The sequence below is a fragment of the Streptomyces sp. NPDC029044 genome (genome assembly GCF_040637495.1).
Classification (GTDB): Bacteria; Actinomycetota; Actinomycetes; order Streptomycetales; family Streptomycetaceae; genus Streptomyces.
Genome location: NZ_JBEZWN010000088.1, coordinates 1 through 24,936, shown reverse-complemented (window position 1 = coordinate 24,936; position 24,936 = coordinate 1). Strand labels below are relative to the sequence as shown.

General features: G+C 72.2%; 19 protein-coding genes. 10 read left to right on the top strand and 9 right to left on the bottom strand.

What is annotated here, in order from left to right; all coding sequences use genetic code 11:
• Positions 1 to 96 precede the first annotated feature (96 nt).
• Positions 97 to 1,200: an endonuclease/exonuclease/phosphatase family protein gene (locus AB0E85_RS36625; RefSeq protein ID WP_361936757.1), complete on the bottom strand. Its 1,104-nt coding sequence runs from the start codon at positions 1,198 to 1,200 to the stop codon at positions 97 to 99.
• 222 nt (positions 1,201 to 1,422) lie between these two features.
• Here AB0E85_RS36625 and AB0E85_RS36620 point away from each other — a divergent pair, with 222 nt between their 5' ends.
• The 4 genes from AB0E85_RS36620 (at position 1,423) to AB0E85_RS36605 (ending at position 4,782) form a co-directional block, all read left to right on the top strand.
• Positions 1,423 to 2,040, top strand: coding sequence for a LysE family translocator (locus AB0E85_RS36620; RefSeq protein ID WP_361936755.1), 618 nt, complete (start codon positions 1,423 to 1,425; stop codon positions 2,038 to 2,040).
• 161 nt (positions 2,041 to 2,201) lie between these two features.
• Positions 2,202 to 3,206 (top strand): aldo/keto reductase, encoded by a 1,005-nt coding sequence (locus AB0E85_RS36615; RefSeq protein WP_361936753.1) that lies wholly within the window; start codon positions 2,202 to 2,204, stop codon positions 3,204 to 3,206.
• A gap of 25 nt (positions 3,207 to 3,231) precedes the next feature.
• Positions 3,232 to 3,825, top strand: coding sequence for a TetR family transcriptional regulator (locus AB0E85_RS36610; RefSeq protein WP_361936751.1), 594 nt, complete (start codon positions 3,232 to 3,234; stop codon positions 3,823 to 3,825).
• A gap of 90 nt (positions 3,826 to 3,915) precedes the next feature.
• Complete coding sequence (locus AB0E85_RS36605) at positions 3,916 to 4,782, top strand: GNAT family N-acetyltransferase (RefSeq protein ID WP_361936749.1); 867 nt, start codon at positions 3,916 to 3,918, stop codon at positions 4,780 to 4,782.
• A 17-nt stretch (positions 4,783 to 4,799) separates the two neighbouring features.
• Here AB0E85_RS36605 and AB0E85_RS36600 read toward each other — a convergent pair whose 3' ends face one another.
• Positions 4,800 to 5,006: a hypothetical protein gene (locus AB0E85_RS36600; protein ID WP_161368635.1), complete on the bottom strand. Its 207-nt coding sequence runs from the start codon at positions 5,004 to 5,006 to the stop codon at positions 4,800 to 4,802.
• Positions 5,007 to 5,198: 192 nt separating this feature from the next.
• Here AB0E85_RS36600 and AB0E85_RS36595 point away from each other — a divergent pair, with 192 nt between their 5' ends.
• Positions 5,199 to 5,633, top strand: coding sequence for a VOC family protein (locus tag AB0E85_RS36595; protein ID WP_361936746.1), 435 nt, complete (start codon positions 5,199 to 5,201; stop codon positions 5,631 to 5,633).
• Positions 5,634 to 5,702: 69 nt separating this feature from the next.
• On the opposite strand, the gene AB0E85_RS36590 is transcribed toward AB0E85_RS36595, so the two are convergent.
• On the bottom strand, positions 5,703 to 7,148 hold the full coding sequence (locus AB0E85_RS36590) for an MFS transporter (RefSeq protein ID WP_361936744.1): 1,446 nt from the start codon (positions 7,146 to 7,148) through the stop codon (positions 5,703 to 5,705).
• 78 nt (positions 7,149 to 7,226) lie between these two features.
• Between AB0E85_RS36590 and dusB the strand changes: the two genes are divergently transcribed.
• A complete protein-coding gene (gene dusB / locus AB0E85_RS36585) occupies positions 7,227 to 8,360 on the top strand; it encodes a tRNA dihydrouridine synthase DusB (RefSeq protein WP_361936742.1) in 1,134 nt (377 codons plus the stop codon).
• Here dusB and AB0E85_RS36580 read toward each other — a convergent pair whose 3' ends face one another.
• From AB0E85_RS36580 to AB0E85_RS36570, 3 genes are all read right to left on the bottom strand, one after another.
• Positions 8,361 to 10,175, bottom strand: coding sequence for a CDP-alcohol phosphatidyltransferase (locus AB0E85_RS36580; RefSeq protein ID WP_361936740.1), 1,815 nt, complete (start codon positions 10,173 to 10,175; stop codon positions 8,361 to 8,363).
• A 154-nt stretch (positions 10,176 to 10,329) separates the two neighbouring features.
• On the bottom strand, positions 10,330 to 12,267 hold the full coding sequence (locus AB0E85_RS36575) for a glycogen debranching N-terminal domain-containing protein (RefSeq protein WP_361936738.1): 1,938 nt from the start codon (positions 12,265 to 12,267) through the stop codon (positions 10,330 to 10,332).
• Positions 12,264 to 13,676: a hypothetical protein gene (locus tag AB0E85_RS36570; RefSeq protein ID WP_361936736.1), complete on the bottom strand. Its 1,413-nt coding sequence runs from the start codon at positions 13,674 to 13,676 to the stop codon at positions 12,264 to 12,266. The genes AB0E85_RS36575 and AB0E85_RS36570 overlap by 4 nt, the downstream gene beginning before the upstream one ends.
• A gap of 121 nt (positions 13,677 to 13,797) precedes the next feature.
• Here AB0E85_RS36570 and AB0E85_RS36565 point away from each other — a divergent pair, with 121 nt between their 5' ends.
• Together AB0E85_RS36565 and ppdK are read left to right on the top strand one after the other, a co-directional pair.
• Positions 13,798 to 15,024, top strand: coding sequence for an ROK family protein (locus tag AB0E85_RS36565; protein WP_361936734.1), 1,227 nt, complete (start codon positions 13,798 to 13,800; stop codon positions 15,022 to 15,024).
• 460 nt (positions 15,025 to 15,484) lie between these two features.
• On the top strand, positions 15,485 to 18,178 hold the full coding sequence (gene ppdK, locus AB0E85_RS36560) for a pyruvate, phosphate dikinase (protein ID WP_361936759.1): 2,694 nt from the start codon (positions 15,485 to 15,487) through the stop codon (positions 18,176 to 18,178).
• 357 nt (positions 18,179 to 18,535) lie between these two features.
• Here the strand turns inward: ppdK and AB0E85_RS36555 are convergent, their stop codons facing one another.
• The 3 genes from AB0E85_RS36555 to AB0E85_RS36545 all read right to left on the bottom strand — a co-directional run bounded on the left by AB0E85_RS36555 (position 18,536) and on the right by AB0E85_RS36545 (position 21,655).
• The gene (locus AB0E85_RS36555; protein ID WP_361936732.1) at positions 18,536 to 19,054 is read right to left on the bottom strand and encodes an NUDIX hydrolase; all 519 of its coding nucleotides are present in this window, start codon (positions 19,052 to 19,054) and stop codon (positions 18,536 to 18,538) included.
• A gap of 289 nt (positions 19,055 to 19,343) precedes the next feature.
• Entirely contained in the window at positions 19,344 to 20,831 is a 1,488-nt protein-coding gene (locus tag AB0E85_RS36550; RefSeq protein WP_361936730.1) for a HAMP domain-containing sensor histidine kinase, read from the bottom strand.
• Positions 20,828 to 21,655: a response regulator transcription factor gene (locus tag AB0E85_RS36545; RefSeq protein ID WP_361936728.1), complete on the bottom strand. Its 828-nt coding sequence runs from the start codon at positions 21,653 to 21,655 to the stop codon at positions 20,828 to 20,830. Before AB0E85_RS36545 ends, AB0E85_RS36550 begins: the two co-directional genes overlap by 4 nt.
• 217 nt (positions 21,656 to 21,872) lie before the next feature.
• On the opposite strand from AB0E85_RS36545, the gene AB0E85_RS36540 reads away from it, so the two are divergent.
• A complete protein-coding gene (locus tag AB0E85_RS36540; protein ID WP_361936726.1) occupies positions 21,873 to 22,478 on the top strand; it encodes a carbonic anhydrase in 606 nt (201 codons plus the stop codon).
• Between the two features lie 614 nt (positions 22,479 to 23,092).
• Complete coding sequence (locus AB0E85_RS36535) at positions 23,093 to 24,817, top strand: SulP family inorganic anion transporter (RefSeq protein WP_361936724.1); 1,725 nt, start codon at positions 23,093 to 23,095, stop codon at positions 24,815 to 24,817.
• The last annotated feature ends 119 nt before the right edge of the window (positions 24,818 to 24,936 follow it).

Here is a 24,936-nt window from a genome sequence, read left to right as displayed (position 1 = left end):
GTCCACGACCTCGGCGACCAGGTCGTCCCGGTCCCGGATGCGGCCGAGGAGCCAGTCGGCGGGTTCCTCCACGGAGGGGCCCGGCACCGCCGCGTTTCAGAGGTCCAGGTCGACGTAGACCGCCGCGTGGTCCGAGGCGCGGTTCCACTTCGAGGTGACGGTGTCGAAGGACTTGACGGTGGACGGCGCCCAGACGCCCCGGCGTTCCACCTCCACGTGCTGCACCTGCTCCCACAGCGGTGGCGGCAGCATCACGTAGTCCAGCTTCTGGCTCTCGTCGTTGCCCGTGCCGTGGGTGCCCGGGGCGCCCCGGTAGGACGGGTGACTCATCACGTCCCGCAGGCCCGTGTCCGACAGGGCCCGGATCGCCTCGCTGGACGGTTCGTCGTTGAGGTCTCCGGCGACCACGACGTACGGGGAACGCTCCAGGGCGGTCTGGTAGATCGACGCCACCCGCCGCGCCTGGGCGATGCGCAGCTCGGGGTCGTCGCCGCTCTGGCTCTTGAGGTGGTTGCCCAGCAGCCACAGCGGCGTGCTGCCGATCTGGATCTCGTACTCGGGGCAGTCCCGGCTGAAGAGGTACGCGCCCGGGCGGTCGGGGTCGGGGTCGAACACGTGCGACCGCACGGACGTGACCGGATGGCGGCTGAGGATCCCGACGTCGATGCCGCGCGGGTCGTTGCCGTCGATCACCAGGTCGTAGGGGTACGGCGTCTTCTTCAGGTCGGCGCCCAGCACCTGCTCGTTGAAGCGGCGCAGGGTCGTGCGGTCCTCCACCTCCACCGTGAGCAGGATGTCGGCGTCGACCTCGGCGACCACCCGGCCGGTGTTGTGCACGACCTCCCAGTCGAGGTCGTCACGGACGAGTTCCACCCAGCCCGTCCACCCCCGGCGGCCCTTGGCCACGATGTCGAAGCTGACGTTCTCCCCGCCGCCCTTCGTCTTGAACAACGTGCCCTGGCCGCGCGTCTCGTTGACGAAGAACGGCCTGTCCTTGCGCGAGTCGTGCACCCGGTGCTTCTTGAGGAGTGCGGCGATGCGGGTCTTGGTGCCGTCGTCGTAGGTCTCCTGCTCCAGCAGGGAGACCAGCTCGGCGTAGTCGTCGAGGACCTCGCGGCGCTGCTTGTCGCCCGGGAGGCGGAAGACCTTGGGGCGGCGGAAGAGGTTCTCCGTGTTGAACGTGGCGATACGGATCGTCATGGCGCGCTCCCTCGGGCGGCGCAGGAGTTCCGCGCGACCGGTGGGCGGGCGCCGCCGGGGGAGACCGCTGACCGGCACTTCCATTGTCGGATCGGGTGTGAACCGTGTCGACCCGTGAGGGCGTTGGGGGCGTTGAGGTCCCTGGGGCGTGGTGGATTGGTCCGGCAACGCCGCGGCGGATTGGTCCTGTTGCCGGGGCGGGGGCCGGGTCAGGGTGACGGCATGAGCATCGCCTTCCTGCTGACCACCCTCGTCGTCGTCGCCACGCCGGGCACCGGCGTCGTCTACACCCTCGCCGCCGCGCTCTCCCGGGGGCGGCGCGCGAGCGTCGTCGCGGCCGTCGGCTGCACGCTCGGGATCGTGCCGCACCTGCTGGCCACGGTCACCGGCGTCGCCGCGCTGCTGCACGCGAGCGCGACCGCGTTCCAGGTGCTGAAGTACGCGGGGGTCGCCTACCTGCTGTACATGGCGTGGGCGACGGTGCGGGACAAGGAGGCGCTCGTGGTGGAGGAGCGGGAAGCGGCCCCGGACCTGTCGGCCCGGCGGGTCATCGTGCGCGGGGTGCTGATCAACATCCTCAACCCGAAGCTGACGATCTTCTTCTTCGCCTTCCTGCCGCAGTTCGTCGCTCCCGGGGAGCCGCACGCGGTGCTGCGGATGGCGGGGCTCGGCGGGGTCTTCATGCTGGCGACCTTCGTCGTGTTCGCCGCGTACGGGGTGCTGGCCGCGTCGGTGCGCCGGCACGTCGTGGGCCGGCCGCGGGTGACGGCCTGGCTGCGGCGGGGCTTCGCCGGGTCGTTCGTGGCGCTGGGGGCGAAGCTGGCGTTCACGGCGAGGTAGCCGCGGACGGCGAGCGGGGCCGGGGCCGGGACCGCGCCGGCGCCAGGGACGCCGCAGGGGGCGGCCTCGACTGGAAGCAGGCACATGGGGCTGACAAGCGGCTGACAAGTATCGGATGACAGATATTGAAATCTGTCATCTGTCGTGGCATGGTGGAGGGCATGACGATGCGAACCAGCACCCTCGGAACCACCGGCCCCCAGGTCTCCGCCCTGGGTCTCGGCTGCATGGGCATGTCCGCGCTGTACGGCGAGGCGGACCGGGCCGAGTCCGTCGCGACCATCCACGCGGCGCTCGAAGCGGGCGTCACCCTGCTCGACACCGGCGACTTCTACGCCATGGGCCACAACGAGATGCTGATCGGCGAGGCCCTGCGCGCCGCCCCCGCCGTCCGGCGTGAACAGGCCCTGGTCAGCGTGAAGTTCGGCGCCCTGCGCGGCCCGGACGGCAGCTGGCTCGGCTACGACGGCCGGCCGGCGGCCGTGAAGAGCTTCGCCGCGTACTCCCTCCAGCGGCTCGGCGTCGACCACATCGACGTCTACCGCCTCGCCCGTCTCGACCCCGACGTGCCCATCGAGGACACGGTCGGCGCGATAGCGGAACTCGTCGAGAAGGGCTACGTACGGCACATCGGCCTCAGCGAGGTCGGCGCGGAGACGATCCGCCGGGCGGCCGCCACAGCGCCCATCTCCGACCTCCAGATCGAGTACTCCCTCATCTCCCGCGGCATCGAGGACGCGATCCTGCCCACCACCCGCGAGCTGGGCATCGCCATCACGGCGTACGGCGTGCTCTCCCGGGGCCTGATCTCCGGCCACTTCACCGCCGACCGGCAGCTCGGCCCGGGCGACTTCCGGGCGATGTCGCCGCGCTTCCAGGGCGACAACCTCCGGCACAACCTGAACCTCGTCGAGGCGCTGCGGAAGATCGCCGAGCAGAAGGGCGTCAGCGTCGCCCAGATCGCCATCGCCTGGGTGCTCTCCCGCGGTGAGGACATCGTGCCCCTGGTCGGTGCCCGCCGCCGCGACCGGCTCACGGAGGCGCTGGGCGCTCTGGACGTGACGCTGGAGCCGGCCGACCTGGCCGCGATAGAGGAGGCCGTACCGGCCGGTGCCGCCGCCGGCGACCGCTACCCGGCAGCCCAGATGGCGCACCTCGAAAGCTGAACAGGGCTTTGGGTACGGTCAGGGCATGGCACCGACCAGCGAGACTCTGACCGCCGAGCGCATCCTCGAAGCCACCGAGGAGGTGCTGCGCCGCCACGGACCGGCCAAGGCCACCGTGGTGGACGTCGCCCGGGCGCTCGGCGTCAGCCACGGCAGTGTCTACCGACACTTCCGGACGAAGGCGGCGCTGCGCGAGGCGGTCACCAAGCGCTGGCTGGACCGCACGTCCGGGCAGCTGTCCGGGATCGCCGACGCGGACCGCGTCCCGGAGGCCCGGCTGCGGGACTGGCTCGCCGCGCTCTTCGCCGCGAAGCGCCGCAAGGCGGGCGAGGACCCGGAGCTGTTCGCGACGTACATGTTCCTCACCCGCGAGGCCGGTACGGCGGTGGGCGAGCACATCACCGACCTCGAGTCGCAGCTGACGGGCATCATCCAGGCCGGCGTGGAGACCGGCGACTTCGCCGCCACGGACGCGGAGGCATCGGCCCGGGCGGTCTTCCAGGCCACGGTCCGCTTCCACGACCCCTGCTACGCGACGGAGTGGGAGGAGCCGGGAACCGAGGCCGACTTCGCGGCGGTCGTCGACCTGCTGGTGCAGGGACTGCGGCGGACACCGTAGGCGCGTCCGGCAGTACCGGGTGCGTCCCGGCCGGGACGGGCACAGGATGGAAGCGAGGGGTGGGTCGCCGCGCGGGGGCGCGAAGAAGGGATGGCGATCGTGGCTCTCACACTGCGCCCGGGCACCGCGGACGACGCCGCAGAGTGCGGAAGGATCTGCTACGAGGCCTTCAGCGGCATCGCCGAGGAGCATGCGTTCCCACCCGACATCCCGAGCCCCGAGGTGGGTGTCGCGCTGATCGAGGGAGCCCTGACCCACCCGGGCTTCTACGGTGTCGTCGCCGAGCTCGACGGGCGGATCGTCGGCAGCAACTTCCTCGACGAACGCTCGGCCGTCGTCGGGGTGGGACCGGTCACCGTCGACCCCACCGTGCAGAACGCGGGAGTGGGCCGTCACCTGATGCGGAACGTGATGGAGCGGGCCGCCGAGCGCGGGGCGCCGGGCATCCGGCTGCTCCAGAGCGGCTACCACAACCGGTCGTTCTCGCTGTACATGAGCCTGGGCTTCGCCCACCGGGCGACGGTGGCCTGTGTGCAGGGGCCGCCGATCGGGCGCACGCTGCCCGGGTACACGGTGCGGGAAGCCACGGACGCGGATCTCACAGCCTGCAACGACGTGTGCCGGCAGGTGCACGGCGTCGACCGGGGCGGGGAGGTCGCCGACGCGCTCAAACAGGGCACCGCCCGGGTCGTCGAACGCGAGGGACGCGTCACCGGCTACGCCACCGACCTGGCCTTCTTCGCGCACGCCGTGGGCGAGACCACCCCGGACCTCCAGGCCCTCATCGCGGCGGCCCCGCAGTTCGGCGGCCCGGGCATCCTCGTCCCCGCGGAAGACAGCGCGCTGCTCAGGTGGTGCCTGTCCAACGGCCTCAAGGTCGTGCAGCTGATGAGCCTGATGACCATCGGCCTGTACAACCGGCCCGACGGCGCGTACCTGCCCTCGATCCTCTACTAGGAGGGGTCCGGGCCGGCTCACGCCGCCGTCGGGTCCACCGTCGCCTGGTGAGCCTCCGCCAGGTGTTCCTCCGCCTTCAGCCAGGGCAGGAACTGGGCGCTTCTGCGCCAGCCGCAGGTGTCGCATCTGATCGTGCGCTGCACGCCCGTCCGGAGCACGCGCACCACATGCTCCCGGCCGTGCTGGTCCCAGCGGCTGACCTTGCTCGTGTCGATCTGTGTCATATCGCCCTCCCGCGTCGAGAAATCCGGCGTTCCGGTCTGCTCGCAGCAAGGAGTGTGCAGCAAGACCAACATCAACGGGGTTTCCCCGGGGACGAGTTCTCAGACGTGGACGGGGCCGACGAGCGCGGGCCGTAGGACAACCTGCCGGTACAGGCCGGGAGATGAGCGGCAGACCCCTGCTAGGGTGCGCCGATGTCCACGATCAGGCAGGTCCAGGTCACGTTCGACTGCGCGGAGCCCGAGCGGGTGGCCCGCTTCTGGTGCGAGGTGCTGGGATACGTCGTACCGCCGCCGCCGGACGGGTTCGCCACGTGGGGTGACTACGAACGCACCCTGCCGTCCGAGCGCCAGGGCGCGGAGTTCGTCTGCGGTGATCCCTCGGGCGTGGGCCCGCGGCTGTATTTCCAGCGCGTCCCCGAAGGCAAGGTCGTCAAGAACCGGGTGCATCTCGACGTGCGGGTCGGCACCGGGCTCGTGGGTGAGGAACGCCTCGCCACCCTCGAAGCCGAGTGCGCGCGACTGGTCGCGCTCGGCGCCACCCGCGTGCGTGTGCTGCTCGCCGACGAGTACGACGAGTCGTGCATCGTGATGCAGGACATCGAGGGCAACGAGTTCTGTCTCGACTGAGCGGGTCCGAGATTCGAGGAGCGGCCGCGGCCGACACCGGCGACCCCGGGCCAGGGTGTCGCTCCGGCCTCAGCCGCTCGTCCCGACGGTCTGGCGTGCCTCCGCCGGCTCCAGCCGCCGCGCGGTCCGCTCGGCGGTGTCCCGGGCCCACCGGCCGCTCGTCACCGCCCCCAGCGCCAGCACCGCGAAGCCGCACACCGCGAGGATCCACCAGCCGGGCCGCGCCGCGGACACGAACGCCTCGCGGTAGGAGGACGAGCCGACGCCCGAGGCGAGCACCGCGCCCACCACGGCGACACCCAGCGTCTGGCCCAGCTGCCGGCTCGTGGAGGCGACCGCGGCGGCCACCCCCGCCTGGGCGCGGGGCATGCCGGACACCGCGGTGTTGGTGATGGGCGCGTTGACGAACCCGAAGCCGATACCGAAGAGGACGTAGCCGGCGAAGAGTGTGACGTTCGAGGTCTCCGCCTCGAACGCGGCGAACAGGACCCCGCTCGTCGTCATCGCGAGGCCCGCGATCAGCAGGGGCAGGCGAGGGCCGAGCGTGCCCACCAGGCGGCCCGACAGCGGCGCGCACAGGAACGTCGGGACCGCCATGGGCAGCATCCACAGGCCCGCCTCCAGGGCGCTCAGGCCGCGAACGTTCTGGAGGTACAGCGTCGACAGGAACAGGAAGCCGCCGAGCGCGGCGAACGCGCTGATCGCGATGACCGTCGCCCCGCTGAACGGCGCCGAACGGAAGAAGCGCAGATCGATCAGCGGTTCCTTGCGGCGCGGCTCGTAGAGGAGCAGTCCGGCCAGTGCGGCCAGGGCGACGGCGGCCAGCGGCGCGACGGACCGGAAGGGAGTGCTCGGCGCCTCGATGATCGCGTACGTCAGGGAGCCGAACAGCACGATCACCAGCACCTGCCCCACCGGGTCGGGGCGACGGGCGCGCGGCGCCCGGGACTCGGGGACGAAGCGCAGGGTGAGCAGCAGGGCCGCCAGCCCCACCGGCAGGTTGATCCAGAAGATCGAGCGCCAGCCGACGGAGTCGACCAGCAGACCCCCGACCAGCGGGCCGGCGGCCATGGAGATGCCGACGACAGCGCCCCAGACGCCGATCGCCCGGGCCCGCTCGCGCGGGTCCGTGAAGGTGTTGGTGATGATCGACATGGCGACCGGGTTCAGCATCGAGCCGCCCACCGCCTGGACCATCCGAAAGACGACCAGCGCCTCCAGGTTCGGCGCGAGGGAGCACAGGACCGAGCCGAGGGTGAAGACGACCAGGCCCGCCATGAAGACCCGCTTGCGGCCGATCCGGTCGGCCGTGGAGCCCGCGAGCATCAGGAGCGAGGCCAGGACGAGCGTGTACGCGTCGATCGTCCACTGCAGGCCGGACGTGCTCGCGCGCAGGTCCTGCTGCATGGAGGGCAGGGCCACGTTCAGGACCGTGTTGTCGAGGCTCACGATCAGCAGGCTCATGCAGCAGATCGCGAGCACCAGCATGCGGCGGCGGTGACTGAGCTCGGGCATACGGCTCATCGTACGCCGATTTCGATAGTGTGGCTAACTAATGAATTTTGCCGTTTCATTGCACGGCACAATGGAGGCATGTCCACGCCCCTGGAGATCGGCCCGCACACCGTCCAGCCGCCTGTCGTCCTGGCCCCCATGGCCGGGATCACCAACGCGCCCTTCCGCACCCTGTGCCGGGAGTTCAGCGGCGGCAAGGGCCTGTTCGTCAGCGAGATGATCACCACCCGGGCGCTGGTCGAGCGCAACGAGAAGACCATGCAGCTCATCCACTTCGACGAGTCGGAGCGGCCCCGGTCGATCCAGCTCTACGGCGTGGACCCGGCGACCGTCGGCAAGGCCGTCCGCATGATCGCGGAGGAGGACCTCGCCGACCACATCGACCTGAACTTCGGCTGCCCCGTGCCCAAGGTCACCCGTAAGGGCGGCGGCTCCGCGCTGCCGTACAAGCGGAACCTGCTGCGGGCCATCCTGCGCGAGGCCGTCAGCGGCGCGGGCGACCTGCCCGTGACGATGAAGATGCGCAAGGGCATCGACGACGACCACATCACCTTCCTCGACGCCGGCCGGATCGCCGTCGAGGAGGGCGTCACCGCCATCGCCCTGCACGGCCGCACCGCCGCCCAGCACTACGGCGGCACCGCCGACTGGGACGCCATCGCCCGCCTGAAGGAACACGTGCCGGAGATCCCGGTGCTCGGCAACGGCGACATCTGGTCGGCCGAGGACGCCCTGCGGATGGTGCGCGAGACCGGCGTCGACGGCGTGGTCGTGGGACGTGGGTGCCTGGGGCGGCCCTGGCTCTTCTCCGACCTGGTCGCCGCCTTCGAGGGCCGCACCGAGGACATCGCCCGCCCCGCCCTGCGCGAGGTCGCCGACGTCATGGTCCGGCACGCCACCCTGCTCGGCGAGTGGATCGGCGACGAGGCCCGGGGCGTGATCGACTTCCGCAAGCACGTCGCCTGGTACCTGAAGGGCTTCGCGGTCGGCTCCGAGATGCGCAAGCGCCTGGCGATCACCTCGTCCCTGGAGGAACTGCGCTCCGGCCTGGACGAGCTGGACCTCGACCAGCCCTGGCCGACCGGCGCCGACGGGCCCCGGGGCCGTACGTCCGGCAACAACCGCGTGGTGCTGCCGGACGGCTGGCTGAAGGACCCCTACGACTGCGCCGGGGTCGGCGAGGACGCCGAGCTGGACACCTCGGGCGGCTGATCAGCCCTTGGAGGGGTGCGGTGTGGAGCCGAACGCCTTCAGGAAGCGGTCGCGGAAGGCGTCCATCTTCCACACGGGCGCGTCCCGGTCGGGCTTGAGGCCCTCCGTCCAGTTCCAGCCGGCGACCTTGTCCAGGACCTTCGGGTCCTTCGCGACGATCGACACCGGCACGTCCCGGCTCGCCCCGTTCCCGCTGACCCGGGCGATGGGCTGGTGGTCGCCGAGGAAGACCAGCACGGTGTCGTCGGTGCCGTAGCGCTCCAGCCACCGGGTGAGGCTGGTGATCGAGTACTGGATGGACCTGCCGTACTCCTCGCGGGACTTGGTGGTGTCGGTCAGGACGTCCGAGGCCTTCTTGCCGGCCTTCTGGATCGCGTCGAAGACCGAGCCGTCGCCGAGTTCGTCCCAGCCGACCATCTTCGGGATGGGCGCCCAGGGCTGGTGGCTGGAGGTGAGGATGACGAACGACATCAGCGGCCTGTCGCGCTTCTTCCCGTGCACCCGACGCTGGAACGCCTCCAGCGCGTACTGGTCGGGCATGGTCGACCAGCTGAACTTCGGGCCCCGGTAGCCCAGGTCCCTGGAGTCGTAGAGCTTGTCGAGGCCGTACCACTCCTCCTCCGGCCAGCCCTTCTGGACGCCCGGCATGACGCCGACGGTGTCCCAGGCGCCGGTCTTCTGGAAGGCCTTGGTGAGGGTGAGGTGGTCGCCCGCGCTGACCGTGCGGTAGCGGCGCTGGTTGTCGATCCACAGGCCGGACATGGTCGTGGAGTGGCCGAGCCAGCTGCTGCCCCCGTAGGTCGCCGAGGTCAGCCAGCCGCTGCGGGCGGCGAAGCCGGCCTTCTCCAGGGCCTCGGTGCTCGTGTCGAGGGTCCGGTCGACGCCCGGCGCCATGATCGGGTCCTCGACGGCGCTGCGGCCGTAGCTCTCGATGAACGTGAAGATCACGTCCTTGCCGCGCAGGTCCGGGAGCAACTGCGCGGGCGGGGTGTTGCCGAAGGTGTCCGCCTTCGACTGCTTCACGAACGCCGCCTCGTCCCGCAGCGACTCCACCGTCCGCTGCGCGTGCACCCGGAGGGCCCCGGCCCCGCGCTCGGAGGCGATCGGCCCGCCGAACAGGGTTAGACCCAGCGCGGAGCAGGTGACCCAGACGGTGCCGGCGATCAGGGCGCCCTTGGTCGCCCGCACCCGGTGGCGGGCCAGTACGGTCGCGAGCCGGATCGTGGCCGCGACCATGACGGCCGCCACGAGCAGCACCAGCACGAGCGCACCGATGGCGGCGGCGGTCGCGACGCCCCCGCCCAGCGTGTCCTCGACGTACGCCTGCGCGTCGGGCAGCAGGTCCCAGTCGAGCGCGGCGTTGAAGCCCCGGCCCAAGTACTCGTTGAACCCCATGTCGAGCAGGTTCACCGTCGTCAGGACGGTCAGGCCGAGCCCGTACAGGACCGCCGCCACCAGCCGGGGCCGACGCGGCAGCGCCAGCACGACGACGGCGCCGATGACCGCCTCGGCCGGGATCCGCGCGAAGCTGACGGCTTTCAGGGCGGGGAGGGTGTTGGGCAGCAGCAGCGCGCCGAGGACCAGGACGGCGGCGAGGGCGGTGGTGGCCAGGCGGAGCGCACGGGCCGTTCGGGAGTGCCGGGTGCGCCAGGTGCGCAGGCTGGTGAGGTGGTGCCCGAGAGGGCTTCGTGAGGCGGACGGGGCCGTTGCCCCTCTCTCGCCCTCCTCCCTCTCCCCACCCTCCGGTTCCTTCTCGGCCTCGGGCACGCCGTCACCCGGCTGCGACGACCCGCTGAAGCGTGTGAAGACAGGCACCCGGAGGTCCTTCCCGTTCAAAGCCAGGTGAGGTGGCGGACCCGCGTGGGGGTGCGGGTCCGCCACCGTTCCGTACGGGGCGTTCCTCAGGTGTGTTCAGCCCGCCGGGCCAGAGCTCGGCAAACACCCGGCAAACGGCGGCCCAACAGGGCCCTCAGACCACGCCGACCGCCGTGAGCAGCGCCAACGGGGCCGACGCGGAACGCGATTCGCGCACGCACGCGTGCGGATACGGCACCGGCTCCGGGTGGGTGTCACGGCCGTAGCCCGCGAGGACCTCCGGGAGGCGGTTGCCGGTCGCGCCCGCCGCGTCGACCAGGCCGTGGGCGATCGCGCGGGCCTCGTCGTGCAGCCCGTAGCGGGCCAGGCCCAGCGCGATCAGTGCGTTGTCGTGCGGCCAGACCGAGCCGCGGTGGTAGGAGAGCGGGTGGTACGCCGGCTGCCCGGCCGCGAGGGTGCGCACGCCCCAGCCGGAGAAGAAGTCCGGCTCCAGCAGCCGCCGGCCGACGAGTTCGCCGTGTTCCTTGTCCAGCAGCCCCGACCACAGCAGGTGCCCGGCGTCGGAGGCCAGCGCGTCGACCTGCTCGCCCCTGCCGTCGAGCGCGAGGGCGGGGAAGGAGTGCTCCGGCATCCAGAAGTCGCGCCGGAAACGGTCGCGCAGGTCGCCGGCCGCCTGCTCCAGCAGATGCGCGTAGGTCGTGTCCTGCCACACCGTGCGGGCCAGGTTCGCCGTGCGGCGCAGGGCGTCGTAGGCGTAGCCCTGGGCGCCCGCCGCCGTCACCGGCCCGTGCGGGCGGGTGCCCTCGGCGGAGCAGATGGCGCCGGGGGAGTCCTTCCAGTTCTGGTTGGCGAGGCCGCCCTGGTCGGCGCGGTAGACGAGGTAGCCGCGCGAGGTCAGGCCGCCGTGGTCGAGCATCCAGCCGACGGCGGCGCGGGCGTGGGGTTCGAGGCGGCGGGCCGGGCCGGTGTCGCCGGTGTGCTCGGTGTAGGCACCGAGCAGCACGAGGAACAGCGGGGTGGCGTCGACCGAGCCGTAGTAGCGGCCGTAGGGGACCTGGCCGAAGTGGGCCAGTTCGCCGTGCCGCACCTCGTGCACGATCTTGCCGGGCTGGGCGATCCCGTCGGCGCTGGTCCCGGTGGCCTGGGTGGCGGCGAGCGCGGGCAGGGTGGCGGCGGCCAGAGCCGGCCGGTAGGGCAGGGCGAACAGCGAGGTCAGCAGGGCGTCCCGGCCCAGCAGCGTCAGGAACCAGGGGGCGCCGGCGGCCGGGACGCGCAGTTCCTCGCCGTCCGGCCCGGACGCGGGTACCTGGAGCGCGGCCAGGTCGGCGAGACCGCGGGTGCAGGCGGCGGCCAGCTCGGGCCAGCCGGTGGGGAAGTCCACGCCCTGCGTGAACTCGCCCTCGTGGGCGCGCAGTCGCTGCCGGACGGCGGCGGGGGAGCGGGGCACGCGCAGGGCGCGCCGGTCGCCGTGCGGGCGGGCCATGACCCGCAGCGTCAGCTCGGCGGTGCCGTGCGGTTCGAGGTCCAGTGTCCAGGCGAGGCGGCGGGCGCCGGTGCCGGTCTCCTCCACGGCGTCCGGCTGGGGGTCGGCCGTCACGGTCGTGACGGAACACCATTCGCCGCGCCGGTAGGCGAACTCCACGCCGTGGTCCAGCACCCGGCGGGAGCGGACGGCCCCGGCCTTGGTGTAGGTGCGGTGGTCGGAGCGCAGCTCGAACTGGTCGGTGAAGTCGGCGTCGGCGGTGACCGCGAGGTGGACCGTCGTGGGCACCGGCCGGTTGCTGGTGACGCGCAGCGACTCCACGAACGAGGAGTCGCCGACGGCCTGTTCGCGGAAGAGCGTGCAGGCGGGCGGTTCGTCGCGGCCGCCGCGCGGCACGAGGACACAGCGCGCGGTGTCCCCGTCGGCCACCGGCGTCAGCGTGTCGGGCACCGCCCCGTCGACGGTGAGCTGCCACCGGCTCAGATGCCGGGCGTCCCGTACGAACATGCCGTCCGGGGCGCTGCCGCCCCGGTAGCCGCTGATGTCGCCGCGGTCGCCGACGGCGGCGAACGTCCGGCCGTGCACGAGCAGATGATGCCGGTCCGTCATGCCCGGTCCTCTCCCTTGATCGCCGTGAGGCCGTTCCTGCCCCGTGCGGGCCGGTCGTGCAGCAGGTCGAGCGTGAGCGCGGCACTCCAGCCGAAGCCGGTGACACCGCAGGCCTGGGCCGTGTACGGGTCGACGTACTCCGCGAAACCGGAGGCGCCGGCGGTGTGCAGCATGCCCTTGCGCAGGGCGTCGGCCCGGCCGCGCTCGCCGTGCAGCCGCAGCCCGCGCTCCAGCAGCCAGTTGGTGTTGAACCAGGCCGGACCGCGCCAGTAGCGGTGCGGGTCGAAGGCGTCGCCGAGCAGGTCGTAGCTCGGGACCAGGCGGGTCGTGCCGCCCAGGCCGAAGTGCGGGCCGCAGACCGTGCGGACCAGGGCGGACGCGAGGTCGCCCGGCAGGCCCGGCAGCAACAGGGGGACGAGCCCGGAGACACCGCGCTCGGGGATCAGTTCCCCGGCGCGCACGTCCCGGCACAGGAACATCCCCGCCGCCGGGTCCCACAGCCGCTCCACCAGGGCCGCCGTGAGGCGCTCCGGGCGGGCCTCCCGCTCCGGGTCCCGCGCGCCCAGCTCCTGGGCGATGCGCGCCAGGGCGTACTCGGAGGCGATGAGCAGCGCGTTGAACGCCGGGTCCTCCACGGCGAAGTTCCCCGGGCCGTCGGCGTACCCGCGGTCCCGGTAGTCGGCGGCCAGCCGCACGTACCGCCCGTAGTCCAGATCCGTCGGCCGGTCCTCGGGGGCGCCGTGGTCGAGGTCGGCGCGGCGGAAGGAGCGGGCCGGGGCCGGAGCGACCCGGGACAACGGGCGGTCCCAGCAGGGGCTGTTGTCCATACCCTGCTCCCAGGGGTGCACGACGGACGCCAGTCCGCCCCCGCCGAGGTCGCGCCGGCGCAGGAGGTAGCCGTGCCAGGCGGCCAGCCGGGGGTGCGCCCGGGCGAGGAAGCCGCGCGCCCTGGACAGGCCCGGGTCGGCGAGGTGCACCAGCCACGCGGCCAGCGCGTGCACCGGTGGCTGCACGATGCCGGAGGTCTGTACGGTGCGCGGGGCGCCCGCCGTGCGCCCGGCGGTCGACGAGTGCCAGAAGTCGGGGCTCGGGAAGTAGGCGTCGAGGGGGACGGAGGGGTTGAAGACGATGTGCGGGATCCGCCCGTCCGCCCACTGGGCCGCCAGCAGCGTCTCCAGTTCCGTCTGGGCCCGTAACGGCGAGAGGTGCCGCAGGCCGATCGCGATGAACGCCGAGTCCCACGACCACTGGTGCGGATACAGGCCGCGCGAGGGCACGGTGGACGTGCCCGTCCAGTTGCCCTCCAGCACCTGTGCGGCCCTGACCTGGAGGGAAGGTGGGGCGGCGGCCGGATCGTATGCGATCTCGCGCCCCGCGGGACGCGTGGTGAGCTGGGCGATGCGATCCACTCGGGGCTCTCCCAAAGACGTACTCCTGACCGGGATCGGCAGGGGCTACCGTAGGGTTACGTCTATTTAACACGCAAAACCCAATATGTAATGCAAGGTTGAGAAACACAAGGGGGTGTGCATGACCGGACAGCCCGGGAGAACCGGCCGAGGCGCGGGGCAGGCGAGCGCCGGCGATCTGCTCGAACTGGTGCGCAGTCGCCGCGCCGTGACCCGGGGTGCGCTCCAGCAGGCGACCGGTCTGTCCCGGGCGACCGTCGGGCAGCGGCTGGACCGGCTCTTCCGCGCGGGCTGGCTGCGCGAGGGTGCCGGGGGGCCGGTGGACTCCCCGCTCGGCGGGCGGCCCTCCATCACCCTGGAGTTCGACGACGAGCACGCGGTGGTCCTGGCCGCCGACCTCGACACCCGGCACGCCCGGGCGGCCGTGCTGTCGCTGAGCGGCGAGATCCTCGCCGAGCAGTCCGGCACCCTCGTCGTCGAGGACGGCCCGGACGCCGTGCTCGGCGAACTCGGGCGCTGGTTCGCCGAGTTGCTGGTCAAGTCCGGGCACGGGGCCGAGGTGGTCTGCGGGGCCGGGCTCGCGGTGCCCGGGCCGGTCGACTCCGAGACCGGCCGCGTCGTCCAGCCGCCGATCATGCCCGGCTGGGACGGCTACGACATACGGGGCCGGCTGGCCCGCGCGCTCACCGAGCACGCGGGCGCCACCGAGGTGCCCGTCCTGGTGGACAACGACGCCAACCTCATGGCGTACGGCGAACAGCGCGCGGGCCACCCCGACTGCTCCGCCTTCGTGCTCGTCAAGGTCTCCACCGGCATCGGCGCCGGGGTCGTGGTGGACGGCTCGGTCTTCCGGGGCATCGACGGCGGCGCGGGCGACATCGGGCACATCCGGGTGCCGGAGGGTGCCGAGGCGCTGTGCCGGTGTGGTTCGTACGGCTGTCTGGCCGCCGTCGCGAGCGGTGGCGCCGTGGCGCGGCGGCTGGCGGAGGCGGGGGTGCCGGCGGCCTCCGGTTCGGACGTGCGGGACCTGCTGGCGTCCGGGCACCCCGAGGCGGTCGGACTCGCCCGCGAGGCCGGACGCCGGGTCGGGGAGGTCCTCGCGACCGTCGTGACTCTGCTCAACCCCGGCGTCCTGATGATCGCCGGGGATCTGGCCGGAACCCCCTTCCTGACGGGCGTGCGCGAACTGCTGTACCAGCGGGCGCTGCCCCGCTCCACCGCCCGCCTGGACGTGGTGACCGCACGGCTGGGTGAGCGGGCCGCGCTGGTCGGAGCCGGTGCGATGGTCGTGGAGCACCTCTACGCGCCCGAACGGGTCGAGGAGCGGCTGCGCGCGCTCGGCGTGTGACGGCCGCGTTCCGGTCCCGTGACGCGTCCGCATGGTGAAATCCGGGCGGCTGTGGCAGCGTGATTCTCGCCACCCCTGATAAGGGTTGCGCTCAGATGAGCGGATCGTGGGCGACTGCACTTCTCCAAAGGGTGGCACTGAGTGCCACCGTTTGATCGTTCATCGAGCGAAATCAAATGTGCGGAAACTCCGCTCACATGAGCGCCTAGAGGGGGTCAGGGAGGTTCTTGCGTTCAAGAAGTGAAAACATGCGGCTGCGATCGCTTGCCCAGCCTTGACTTTCGATCCGCTGGCGGACGAGTGGTTACAGGCGCATGACGCGCGAGTAGACGTACCCAGACGCCTTTGATCTGGGTATGTTCCTCGCCGTCAGGGCAGCCACCGCGTCCTCGAGGAGTCGAGACCCGTGTCGGAAAACAAAGATCTCCCGGTAGCCGAGCAGGCCGCGAGCGTTGAGGGCGTGAAGTTCGTCTACGACTTCACCGAGGGCAACAAGGACCTCAAGGACCTCCTCGGTGGCAAGGGCGCGAACCTCGCCGAGATGACGAACCTCGGTCTGCCGGTCCCGCCCGGCTTCACGATCACCACCGAGGCCTGCAAGACCTACCTCGACAGCGGCGAGGAGCCGGCGGCACTGCGTGACGAGGTGAGTGCGCACCTCGACGCGCTGGAGGCCCGTATGGGCAAGAAGCTCGGCCAGGCCGACGACCCGCTGCTGGTGTCGGTGCGCTCGGGCGCCAAGTTCTCCATGCCCGGCATGATGGACACCGTCCTCAACATCGGGCTCTCCGACAAGTCCGTGCAGGGCCTGGCCAAGCAGGCCGGCGACGACCGCTTCGCGTGGGACTCCTACCGCCGCCTCATCCAGATGTTCGGCAAGACCGTCCTGGGCGTCGACGGCGAGCTCTTCGAGGACGCGCTGGAGGCGGCCAAGGCCGCCAAGAAGGTCACGGTCGACACCGAGCTGGAGGCCGCGGACCTCAAGAAGCTCGTCACCAAGTTCAAGAAGATCGTCAAGACCGAGGCCGGCCGGGACTTCCCGCAGAGCCCGCGCGAGCAGATGGACCTCGCCATCAAGGCCGTCTTCGACTCCTGGAACGGCGACCGGGCCAAGCTCTACCGCCGCCAGGAGCGCATCCCGCACGACCTGGGCACGGCCGTCAACGTCTGCTCCATGGTCTTCGGCAACCTCGGCCCCGACTCCGGCACCGGCGTCGCCTTCACCCGCGACCCCGCCTCCGGCCACCAGGGCGTCTACGGCGACTACCTCCAGAACGCGCAGGGCGAGGACGTCGTCGCGGGCATCCGCAACACCGTGCCGCTGGCCGATCTGGAGCGTATCGACAAGAAGTCGTACGACCAGCTGATGCAGATCATGGAGACGCTGGAGAACCACTACAAGGACCTCTGCGACATCGAGTTCACCATCGAGCGCGGTGTGCTGTGGATGCTCCAGACCCGCGTCGGCAAGCGCACGGCGGGCGCGGCCTTCCGGATCGCGACCCAGCTGGTGGACCAGGGCCTGATCGACGAGGCCGAGGCCCTCACCCGCGTCAACGGCGCCCAGCTCGCGCAACTGATGTTCCCGCGCTTCGACGAGGACGCGAAGGTCTCGCAGGTCGGCCGGGGCATCGCCGCCTCGCCCGGCGCGGCCGTCGGCAAGGCGGTCTTCGACTCCTACACGGCCGTCAAGTGGTCCCGTTCCGGCGAGAAGGTCATCCTGATCCGCCGTGAGACCAACCCCGACGACCTGGACGGCATGATCGCCGCCGAGGGCATCCTGACCTCCCGCGGCGGCAAGACCTCCCACGCGGCCGTCGTGGCGCGCGGCATGGGCAAGACCTGTGTCTGCGGCGCCGAGGAACTGGAGGTCGACACCAAGCGCCGCCGGATGACCGTGCCGGGCGGGCACGTCGTCGAGGAGGGCGACGTCGTCTCCATCGACGGCTCCTCCGGCAAGGTCTACCTCGGTGAGGTACCCGTCGTGCCGTCGCCGGTCGTGGAGTACTTCGAGGGCCGGATGCACCCGGGCGCCGACGACGCCGACGAGCTGGTCGAGGCCGTCCACCGCATGATGGCCTTCGCCGACCGCAAGCGCCGCCTGCGGGTGCGCGCCAACGCCGACAACGCCGAGGACGCGCTGCGCGCCCGCCGCTTCGGCGCCCAGGGCATCGGCCTGTGCCGCACCGAGCACATGTTCCTCGGCGACCGGCGCGAGCTGGTGGAGCGGCTGATCCTGGCCGACACGCAGGCCGAGCGCGAGGAGTCCCTCAAGGAGCTGCTGCCGCTCCAGAAGCAGGACTTCGTGCAGCTCTTCGAGTCGATGGACGGCCTCCCGGTCACCATCCGCCTCCTGGACCCGCCGCTGCACGAGTTCCTGCCCGACATCACGGAACTCTCGGTCCGGGTGGCCCTGGCCGAGTCCCGCCAGGAGCCGCACGAGAACGAGCTGCGCCTGCTCCAGGCCGTGCACCGCCTGCACGAGCAGAACCCGATGCTCGGCCTGCGCGGCGTCCGTCTCGGACTGGTCATCCCCGGCCTGTTCACCATGCAGGTACGGGCCATCGCCGAGGCCGCGGCCGAGCGCAAGGCCGCCAAGGGCGACCCGCGCGCCGAGATCATGATCCCGCTCGTCGGCACGGTCCAGGAGCTGGAGATCGTGCGCGAGGAGGCCGACAAGGTCATCGCCGAGGTCGAGGCGGCCTCCGGCGCGCAGCTGAAGCTGTCCATCGGCACGATGATCGAGCTGCCGCGCGCCGCCCTGACCGCAGGCCAGATCGCCGAGGCGGCCCAGTTCTTCTCCTTCGGCACGAACGACCTCACCCAGACGGTGTGGGGCTTCAGCCGGGACGACGTGGAGGCCTCGTTCTTCACGGCGTACCTGGAGAAGGGCATCTTCGGCGTCTCCCCGTTCGAGACGATCGACAAGGACGGCGTCGGCTCCCTGGTGAAGCTCGCCGCCAAGGCCGGCCGCGAGACCCGCCCCGACCTCAAGCTCGGCGTCTGCGGCGAGCACGGCGGCGACCCGGAGTCGGTCCACTTCTTCCACGAGGTCGGACTCGACTACGTCTCCTGCTCCCCGTTCCGCATCCCGGTGGCCCGTCTGGAAGCGGGCCGGGCGGCGGTCCAGTCCCAGGGCAGCGACCACCGCTAGCCGGGACCCACAGAACCCGGAGCCGTCGACGGTCCCCGACCACCCTCACCGATCGCGGCGGCTCCGGAGCACGGAGAAGAGCGGGGCGGCACCTGGTGCGGAGGTGCCGCCCCGCTCTGCGCCATCCGCGGAGTCGGCGAGGCTCCAGCAGGGGCGCCGTGGGGCCGCCGCCGACGCAGGACTCGACGGGCGGGGCCGCACAGGCGCTGCGGGAGCTCGGGATCGACGTCCGTGCGATCAGGGGGGTCCGCCGACGGTCCCTGAAGTGCGCCCCGTGCGGCACCGGCCGCCCGCTGCCGTGGACGGCCCGCCGGTGGTGGCCTCAGCGGCCGTGCCGTCCGTCGGGCACCCGGGTGGTCACTGGGGGCGCCCTTCCCGCAGGCACACGACGGTGCCGGTGCGGGCGGCGGTGAGCAGCGCGCCGAGGGTCGGCAGCAGCGTCGCCAGCGGCATGGACTCCAGCTCAGTGAGGGCGAAGAGGCCGTGGTGGTCGTGCTCCGGGCTGCGCCGGACGGGCTGCCCGGCCGGGATCCGGCCCCCGTGGAAGTAGAAGTCGATCACCGGTCCCGTGCCCAGCACATCCGCCCGGTGGTCGTACCCGATGAACCGCAGGTCCTCTTCCAGGACGATGCCGGTCTCCTCGTGCAACTCCCGGCGCGCGGCACCGGCGGGGTCCTCGCCGTGGTCGAGCATGCCGCCCGGCAGACCCCAGCGCCCCGCGGCGGGCAGGCCCCCGGCGTAGCGCAGCAGCAGGAGCCGGTCCTCGGCGTCGAGCAACAGCACGCAGGACGCGACGACGGTCTGCGGCAGGGTCTTGACCCACTCTGCGCGGGGCAGCACACCCGGCGCCTTCGGGACGGGCACGGTCGTGTCCACGGTGGTGTTCCTTCCATCGGCCGGGCAGCCCGCTGCGAGCTGCCCATCCGGTGGAACGGCCTGGCCCGCCGATGGTCACCGGCGGGCCGGGCTCAGGTGTCGCCCGCGACCCCCGTCACGAGCGGAACGGGCCCGTCACCTCGTACGTGATGCCGCCCGAGGAGCTGCCGCCGGTGCATGCGTGGGGGGCGAGAGGGACGCTGAGGGGGCAGGGCTGACGGGGCATGGCCAACTCGTGGGCCGTGGGGCGGCGTGCTGTGTGCCGGCCGTGCCCCATGCGGCACGGGCCCTACGCCGGCAGGGCCGGTGCCTGTCGTCTCGGCTTCCTCGGGCGGTCGCCGCCCGGCCCGTGGTCACTCTCGCCGGGCGGCCGCGCGGACGGCAGCCGGATCACCACGTCCAGGCCGCCGGTCGCCGCCGCGCGCAGGGACGCTTCTCCGCCGCTGGCATGGGCGAGGCGCTGCACCAGGGCGAGGCCGAGTCCCGTACCGCCCTTGGGGGCGCCCGGGGCGCGCCAGAAACGGTCGAAGGCGCGGGCGCGCTGCTCCTCCGTCATGCCCGGACCCTCGTCGGTGACGTGCAGGTCGACCCAGCGGGGGCGGCTGTCGCGCAACGCCCGCCGGGACGGGGCGTGCAGCCGCAGTTCGATCGTGACGGTGCTGCCCGCCGGGGACGCCCGCAGGGCGTTGGACAGCAGGTTGTCCATGATCTGCTCCACGGCCCCCGGCACCGCGAGCACCGGGCCCACGCTCCCCGCGAAGAGCACCAGCGAGACGTCCTCCCGGGCGAACAGGGGCTGCCAGGTGCGGTGCCGCTCCGCGCAGACCGCACCCAGATCGACCGTCGCGGGAATGGCCGCGTGCTCCTCCAGCCGCGCCATGGCCAGCAGGTGCCCGACCATCCGGGCGAGCCGGTCCGTCTCCGTGACGGCCGCGGTGAGACTGCCCCGGGCGCGGGCGGCGACGTCCGGCTCCAGGTTCTCCAGGCGCAGCCGCAGCGCCGCCAGCGGTGTCTTCAGCTGGTGCGAGGCCTCGCCCGCGAACGCCCGCTGGGAGGCGAGCAGATGGGCGAGTCGGGCGGCAGTGTGGTTGAACGCCGCGGCCAGACTGCGTACTTCAGGCGGCCCCTTCGTGATCGTCACCGGTTCGAACCGGCCGCCCTCGGCCAAGTCGTGCGTGGCCTGCTCCAGTTCGCGGATGGGTCGGCCCGCCCAGCGGGCGAAGGCGAAACCGACCACGGCGACCGCCGTCAGCACGGCGAACCCGCCCAGCGCGAGCAGCAGCCAGACGTGGTGCACCCGCTCGTGGACCGTCCGCGTCGGCACCGTCAGCCACACCGCGCCCACCGGTCGCGCCTCCTGGCCGACCGGCGCGGCCACCGAGAGGTACTCGACCCCGCCGATGGTGGAGGTGCGGACGTCCACGGTCGAGGTGCCCCGCAGCGCCGCCGCGATACCCGGCCGGGCGGCCAGGGTGCCGGACATCCCGGCGTCCAGCCGGTGCGAGGTGGCGAGCGGTGTGCCCGCCGCGTCGACGATCACCACCTTGCCCCCGATGCGCTGCGCACAGTGCGCCACCCGCCCGGGAAGGTCCCGCTCGCCGCGCCCCGCCGCCAGGGACAGCGCCGCGTACGCCGAGACCGACTCGGCCTCGTCCTTCGCCGCGTTGACCACCCGCTCCCGTTCCCCGCGCGAGTACACGAAGCCCAGCGGTATCTCCAGGCAGAGCAGCACCAGCGCGGCGAGGCTGAGGTAGCTGAGCAGCAGCCGGCGGGTCATGGTGAGGCCACCTGCGGCCCCGTGTGCACGGACAGCCGGAATCCGACGCCCCGCAGGGTCCGGATCCACGCCGGGTGCCCCAACTTCTTCCGCAGCGCGGCGACATGGACGTCCAGCGTCTTGGTCGGGCCGTCGTAGTGCGGGTCCCAGACGCGGTCGAGGATCTGCTGTCGTGAGTAGACCGCGCCGGGGTCCTCGCTGAGCAGCGCCAGCAGGTCGAACTCCTTGGGCGTGAGCAGGACGGGGGCGTCGCCGACCCAGACCTGGCGGGTACGGCGGTCCACGACGAGCGGGCCCGGGTCGTGCGCGGGTGCGGGGTCGGGGGCCTGCGCGGACGCCGCAGGGGGTTCGTAGGAGAGGGCCGGGGGTTCGTAGGACAGGGCCGGGGCGGGCTCGTGGACCGGTTCGGCCGGTGCCGGCTCGGGGGTGCTCCGAGGGTCCGGCGCCTCGGGGAACGCCTGGTGGGTGCGCTGGGTGCGGCGGGTCACCGCACGGACGCGGGCGACCAGTTCCCGCACGCTGAACGGTTTCGCCAGGTAGTCGTCGGCGCCCAGCTCCAGGCCCAGCACGCGGTCGGCCTCCTCGCCGCGCGCGCTGAGGATGACGATGGGCACGTCCGAGACCTGCCGGATGCCGCGGCAGACGTCGATGCCGTCCATGTCCGGCAGCCCCAGGTCCAGCAGCACCACGTCGTTGTACGGGCCTCTCAGACCGTCCGTCCCGGTGGCGACGTGGTCGACCGTCAGCCCGAAGTGGCCGAGCCCCTCGGCGAGCGGCTCGGCGATCGTCTCGTCGTCTTCGATGAGCAGCACTCGTAGGCCCATACGTCCTGTCTCTCCGTGAAACCGGCATGAATCCGGGCAGCGTGAATTAGCATGCCCTGCCGCGGAGTTCACACGCTACAAGAAGACGCTGCGTCTGGGAATCCGGACAAAGAATGTGCAATTGCTGTCCGTGCTCTGGAGTTTGCTTAACCTTCTTCTGTAGGTTGGCGGTCTACGGTGGAGCACACAGGGAGAAAGCCCAGCTCAGGAGAGTGTGATGAAGGCTTTGCTGGACCGTGCCCGCACGTTCAGGACGCGCGTCGATTTCAACAGCGGCGAATATCGGAAACTGGCCGAGGGGCAATATCCGGAAGCGCTGTTCATTACCTGCTCGGACTCGCGGGTCATACCGGCGATGATCACGGGAGCGCGGCCCGGAGAGATATTTGAGCTGCGGAACGCAGGAAATATCGTGCCGCCCTACGGACGGCCCGGGGCCAGTGGAGAGGCGGCCACCATCGAGTACGCACTGGAGGTGCTCGGGGTTCAGGACATCGTGGTGTGCGGTCACTCACACTGCGGTGCGATGGGCGCGCTGAAGTCCGGTGACGACCTGTCGGCCCTGCCCGGCGTGGACGCCTGGCTCCGCATCGCCCGCCCCGAGCTGACCTCCGTGCTGGAGACCGCCCCGGACGACCCGTCCCTGCCGGAGGTGTCCCAGGGCAACGTCGTCAACCAGCTGGCCGCGCTGCGGAGTTACCCCGTGGTCCGGCAGCGCCTCGACTCGGGCCGGCTGCGGCTGCACGGCTGGTACTACGAGGTCGACACGGGCTTCGTCTACGAGCTGGGCGACGAAGGCGACTTCCGGGTGCACGCCGCGTGAGCGGGGCCCATGCGCGGGGGAGGACGCGGGGCGGCCCGGGGGGCGGGCGGCCGGGGGGCTCGTCGGGTGGCGAGGGGGGCCGGCGGACCGGCGGTCCTCCGGCGGACGGATTCGCCGGGTGGGGGCCCGGTTCCGAGGGGGACACGGGGAGCCGGCCGACGGGTGGCCTGGAGGGGGACACCGGGGGTTGGTCGGGCGGGGGCCCGGCGGGGAGAACGGGGGATCGGCCGGGCGGGGACCCGGCGGGGGGCCTGGGGGACTGGTCCGGCGGACGGCCGGCGGGGGATACGGGGGGCTGGTCGGGCGAATGGCCGGCGGGGGAGGGGGAGGCCTGGTCGGCCGGGGGCCCGGCGGGGGGCACGGGAGCCTGGTCGTTCGAGGGCGATGTGAGGGGTGGGGCGCACGAAGGCCCGCCGTCGGGGTTCGGAGGCCGGTCCGGTGACTGGCCCGGGGGCGGTACGGGGGGACACCCGAGCCGTGGGCAGGGCGGGCACGCGCGGGACGGTCAGGTCGGCCTGGACGGCCGGGTCGGCCGGGTCGGTCCGGACGGCGAGGTCGGCCGGGGTTCCGGCGCCGCGGGCGGTGGCGCTCTGGGCGGGCTGCTCCGCGGTGTGATGAGCGGCGGCAGGGGCGGAGAGAAGGGCATCGGCGGCAGGGGCGGCGGGAAAGCCCTCGGCGGCAAGGGTGGAGCGAATGCCCTCGGCGGCATCGGTGGCGCGAAGGCGGACCTGGCCACCGACATCACCGCCTCCCTCGTCGTCTTCCTCGTCGCCCTGCCGCTGTGCATCGGCGTCGCCGTCGCATCCGGCGTCCCCGCCGAACTCGGGATCATCTCCGGGGTGATCGGCGGTCTGGTCGTCGGCGCAGTCCGGGGCAGCACGCTCCAGGTCAGCGGCCCGGCCGCGGGACTCGCCGCGCTGGTCGCGGAGACCGTCGCCGAGGTCGGCGTGGCCATGCTCGGCGTGATCGTGCTGTTCGCCGGCCTCCTCCAGATCGTCCTCGGCCTGGTACGGCTCGGCCGGATGTTCCAGGCCATCTCGGTCGCCGTCGTCCAGGGCATGCTCGCCGGCATCGGCGTGCCGCTGATGTTCAGCCAGGCCTACCCGATGGCCGACGCCAAGGCCCCCGGCACCGCGTTGGAGAACATGGCCGGGATCCCCGGGCTGCTGGCGGGCGTCCTGACGAACCCGCAGGCGATGATCGCCATGCTGCTCGGTGTCGTCACGATCGTGCTGAGCTTCGTCTGGAAGAAGGTGCCCGGGCCGGCCGGGAAGATCCCCGCCGCTCTGGTCGCCGTCGGCATCGGCGTGGTCGTCGCCGCGCTGCCCGGAGTGGACGTGAAGACCCTCCAGGTGGGCAACCTGCTCGACTCCGTGCAGGTGCCGGGCGCGGAGCAGTTCGCCGGACTCGCCGACGGGACGATCATCACCGCGATCCTCACCTTCACGGTCATCGCGTCCGCGGAGAGCCTGTTCACGGCCGCCGCCGTGGACCGTATGCACAACGGTCCGCGCACCCGCTACAACACCGAGCTGATCGCCCAGGGCGCGGGCAACACCGTCGCGGGCATCCTCGGCGCGCTCCCCATCACCGCGGTGGTGGCGCGAAGTTCGGCGAACGTCCAGGCCGGGGCCAAGACCCGGCTCTCCCGCACCCTGCACGGCCTGTGGCTGCTGCTGTTCGCGCTGCTGCTGCCGCAGGTGCTCGCGCTGATCCCGATCTCCGTGCTCGCCGGCGTCCTCGTGCACAGCGGCTGGAAGCTGTTCGGGCCCGCCGAGTTCCCGAAGATGTGGCGCCAGGACAGGGGCGAGTTCGCGGTGATGACGCTGACCATGCTGGTCATCGTGGCGACCGCGCTGCTGGAGGGCGTGCTGTTCGGTCTCGCAGCGGGGATCGTGCTGGCCGCGCTGCGCATGTCGCAGACGGTGATCCGCCAGCACGTCGAGCAGGACACGGCCAAGGTGGTCATGGCGGGCAACGCCACGTTCCTGCGGCTGCCCAAGGTGATCGACGCGCTGGAGGCGGCCGCCGCTTCCGGGAAGCCGAGGATCCGTCTGGACCTGACCGGCGTGACCCACCTGGACCACGCCTGCCGCAACCAGGTCGAGGAGTTCACCGCTCAGCAGCGCGGTCTCGGGCTGCGGGTGGAGCTGCTGATGCCGGGGGAGGTGAAGCAGGCCGCCGGCCCGGACCCGGCTCCGGCGCCGCTGCCCCGGCGCCCCGTCCCCGGCGAGGACGCGGCGGAACCGTCGCCCTGGCCCACCGCGGACGCCGAGTGGTTCTACCTCGACACCCGGCCCCTCCCCGAGGAGCACGCGCGGTCGCCCCTGGTGGGCTGACCCCGCCCCTGCGGACATGCCGCGCAGGGCACGCCACTGGGCGGCGAAGTCGGCGGCGCCGATCTCCTGGCCGTCGCTCCAGACGGCCTGCTGATTGAGCTTGTACAGGACGACCTGCT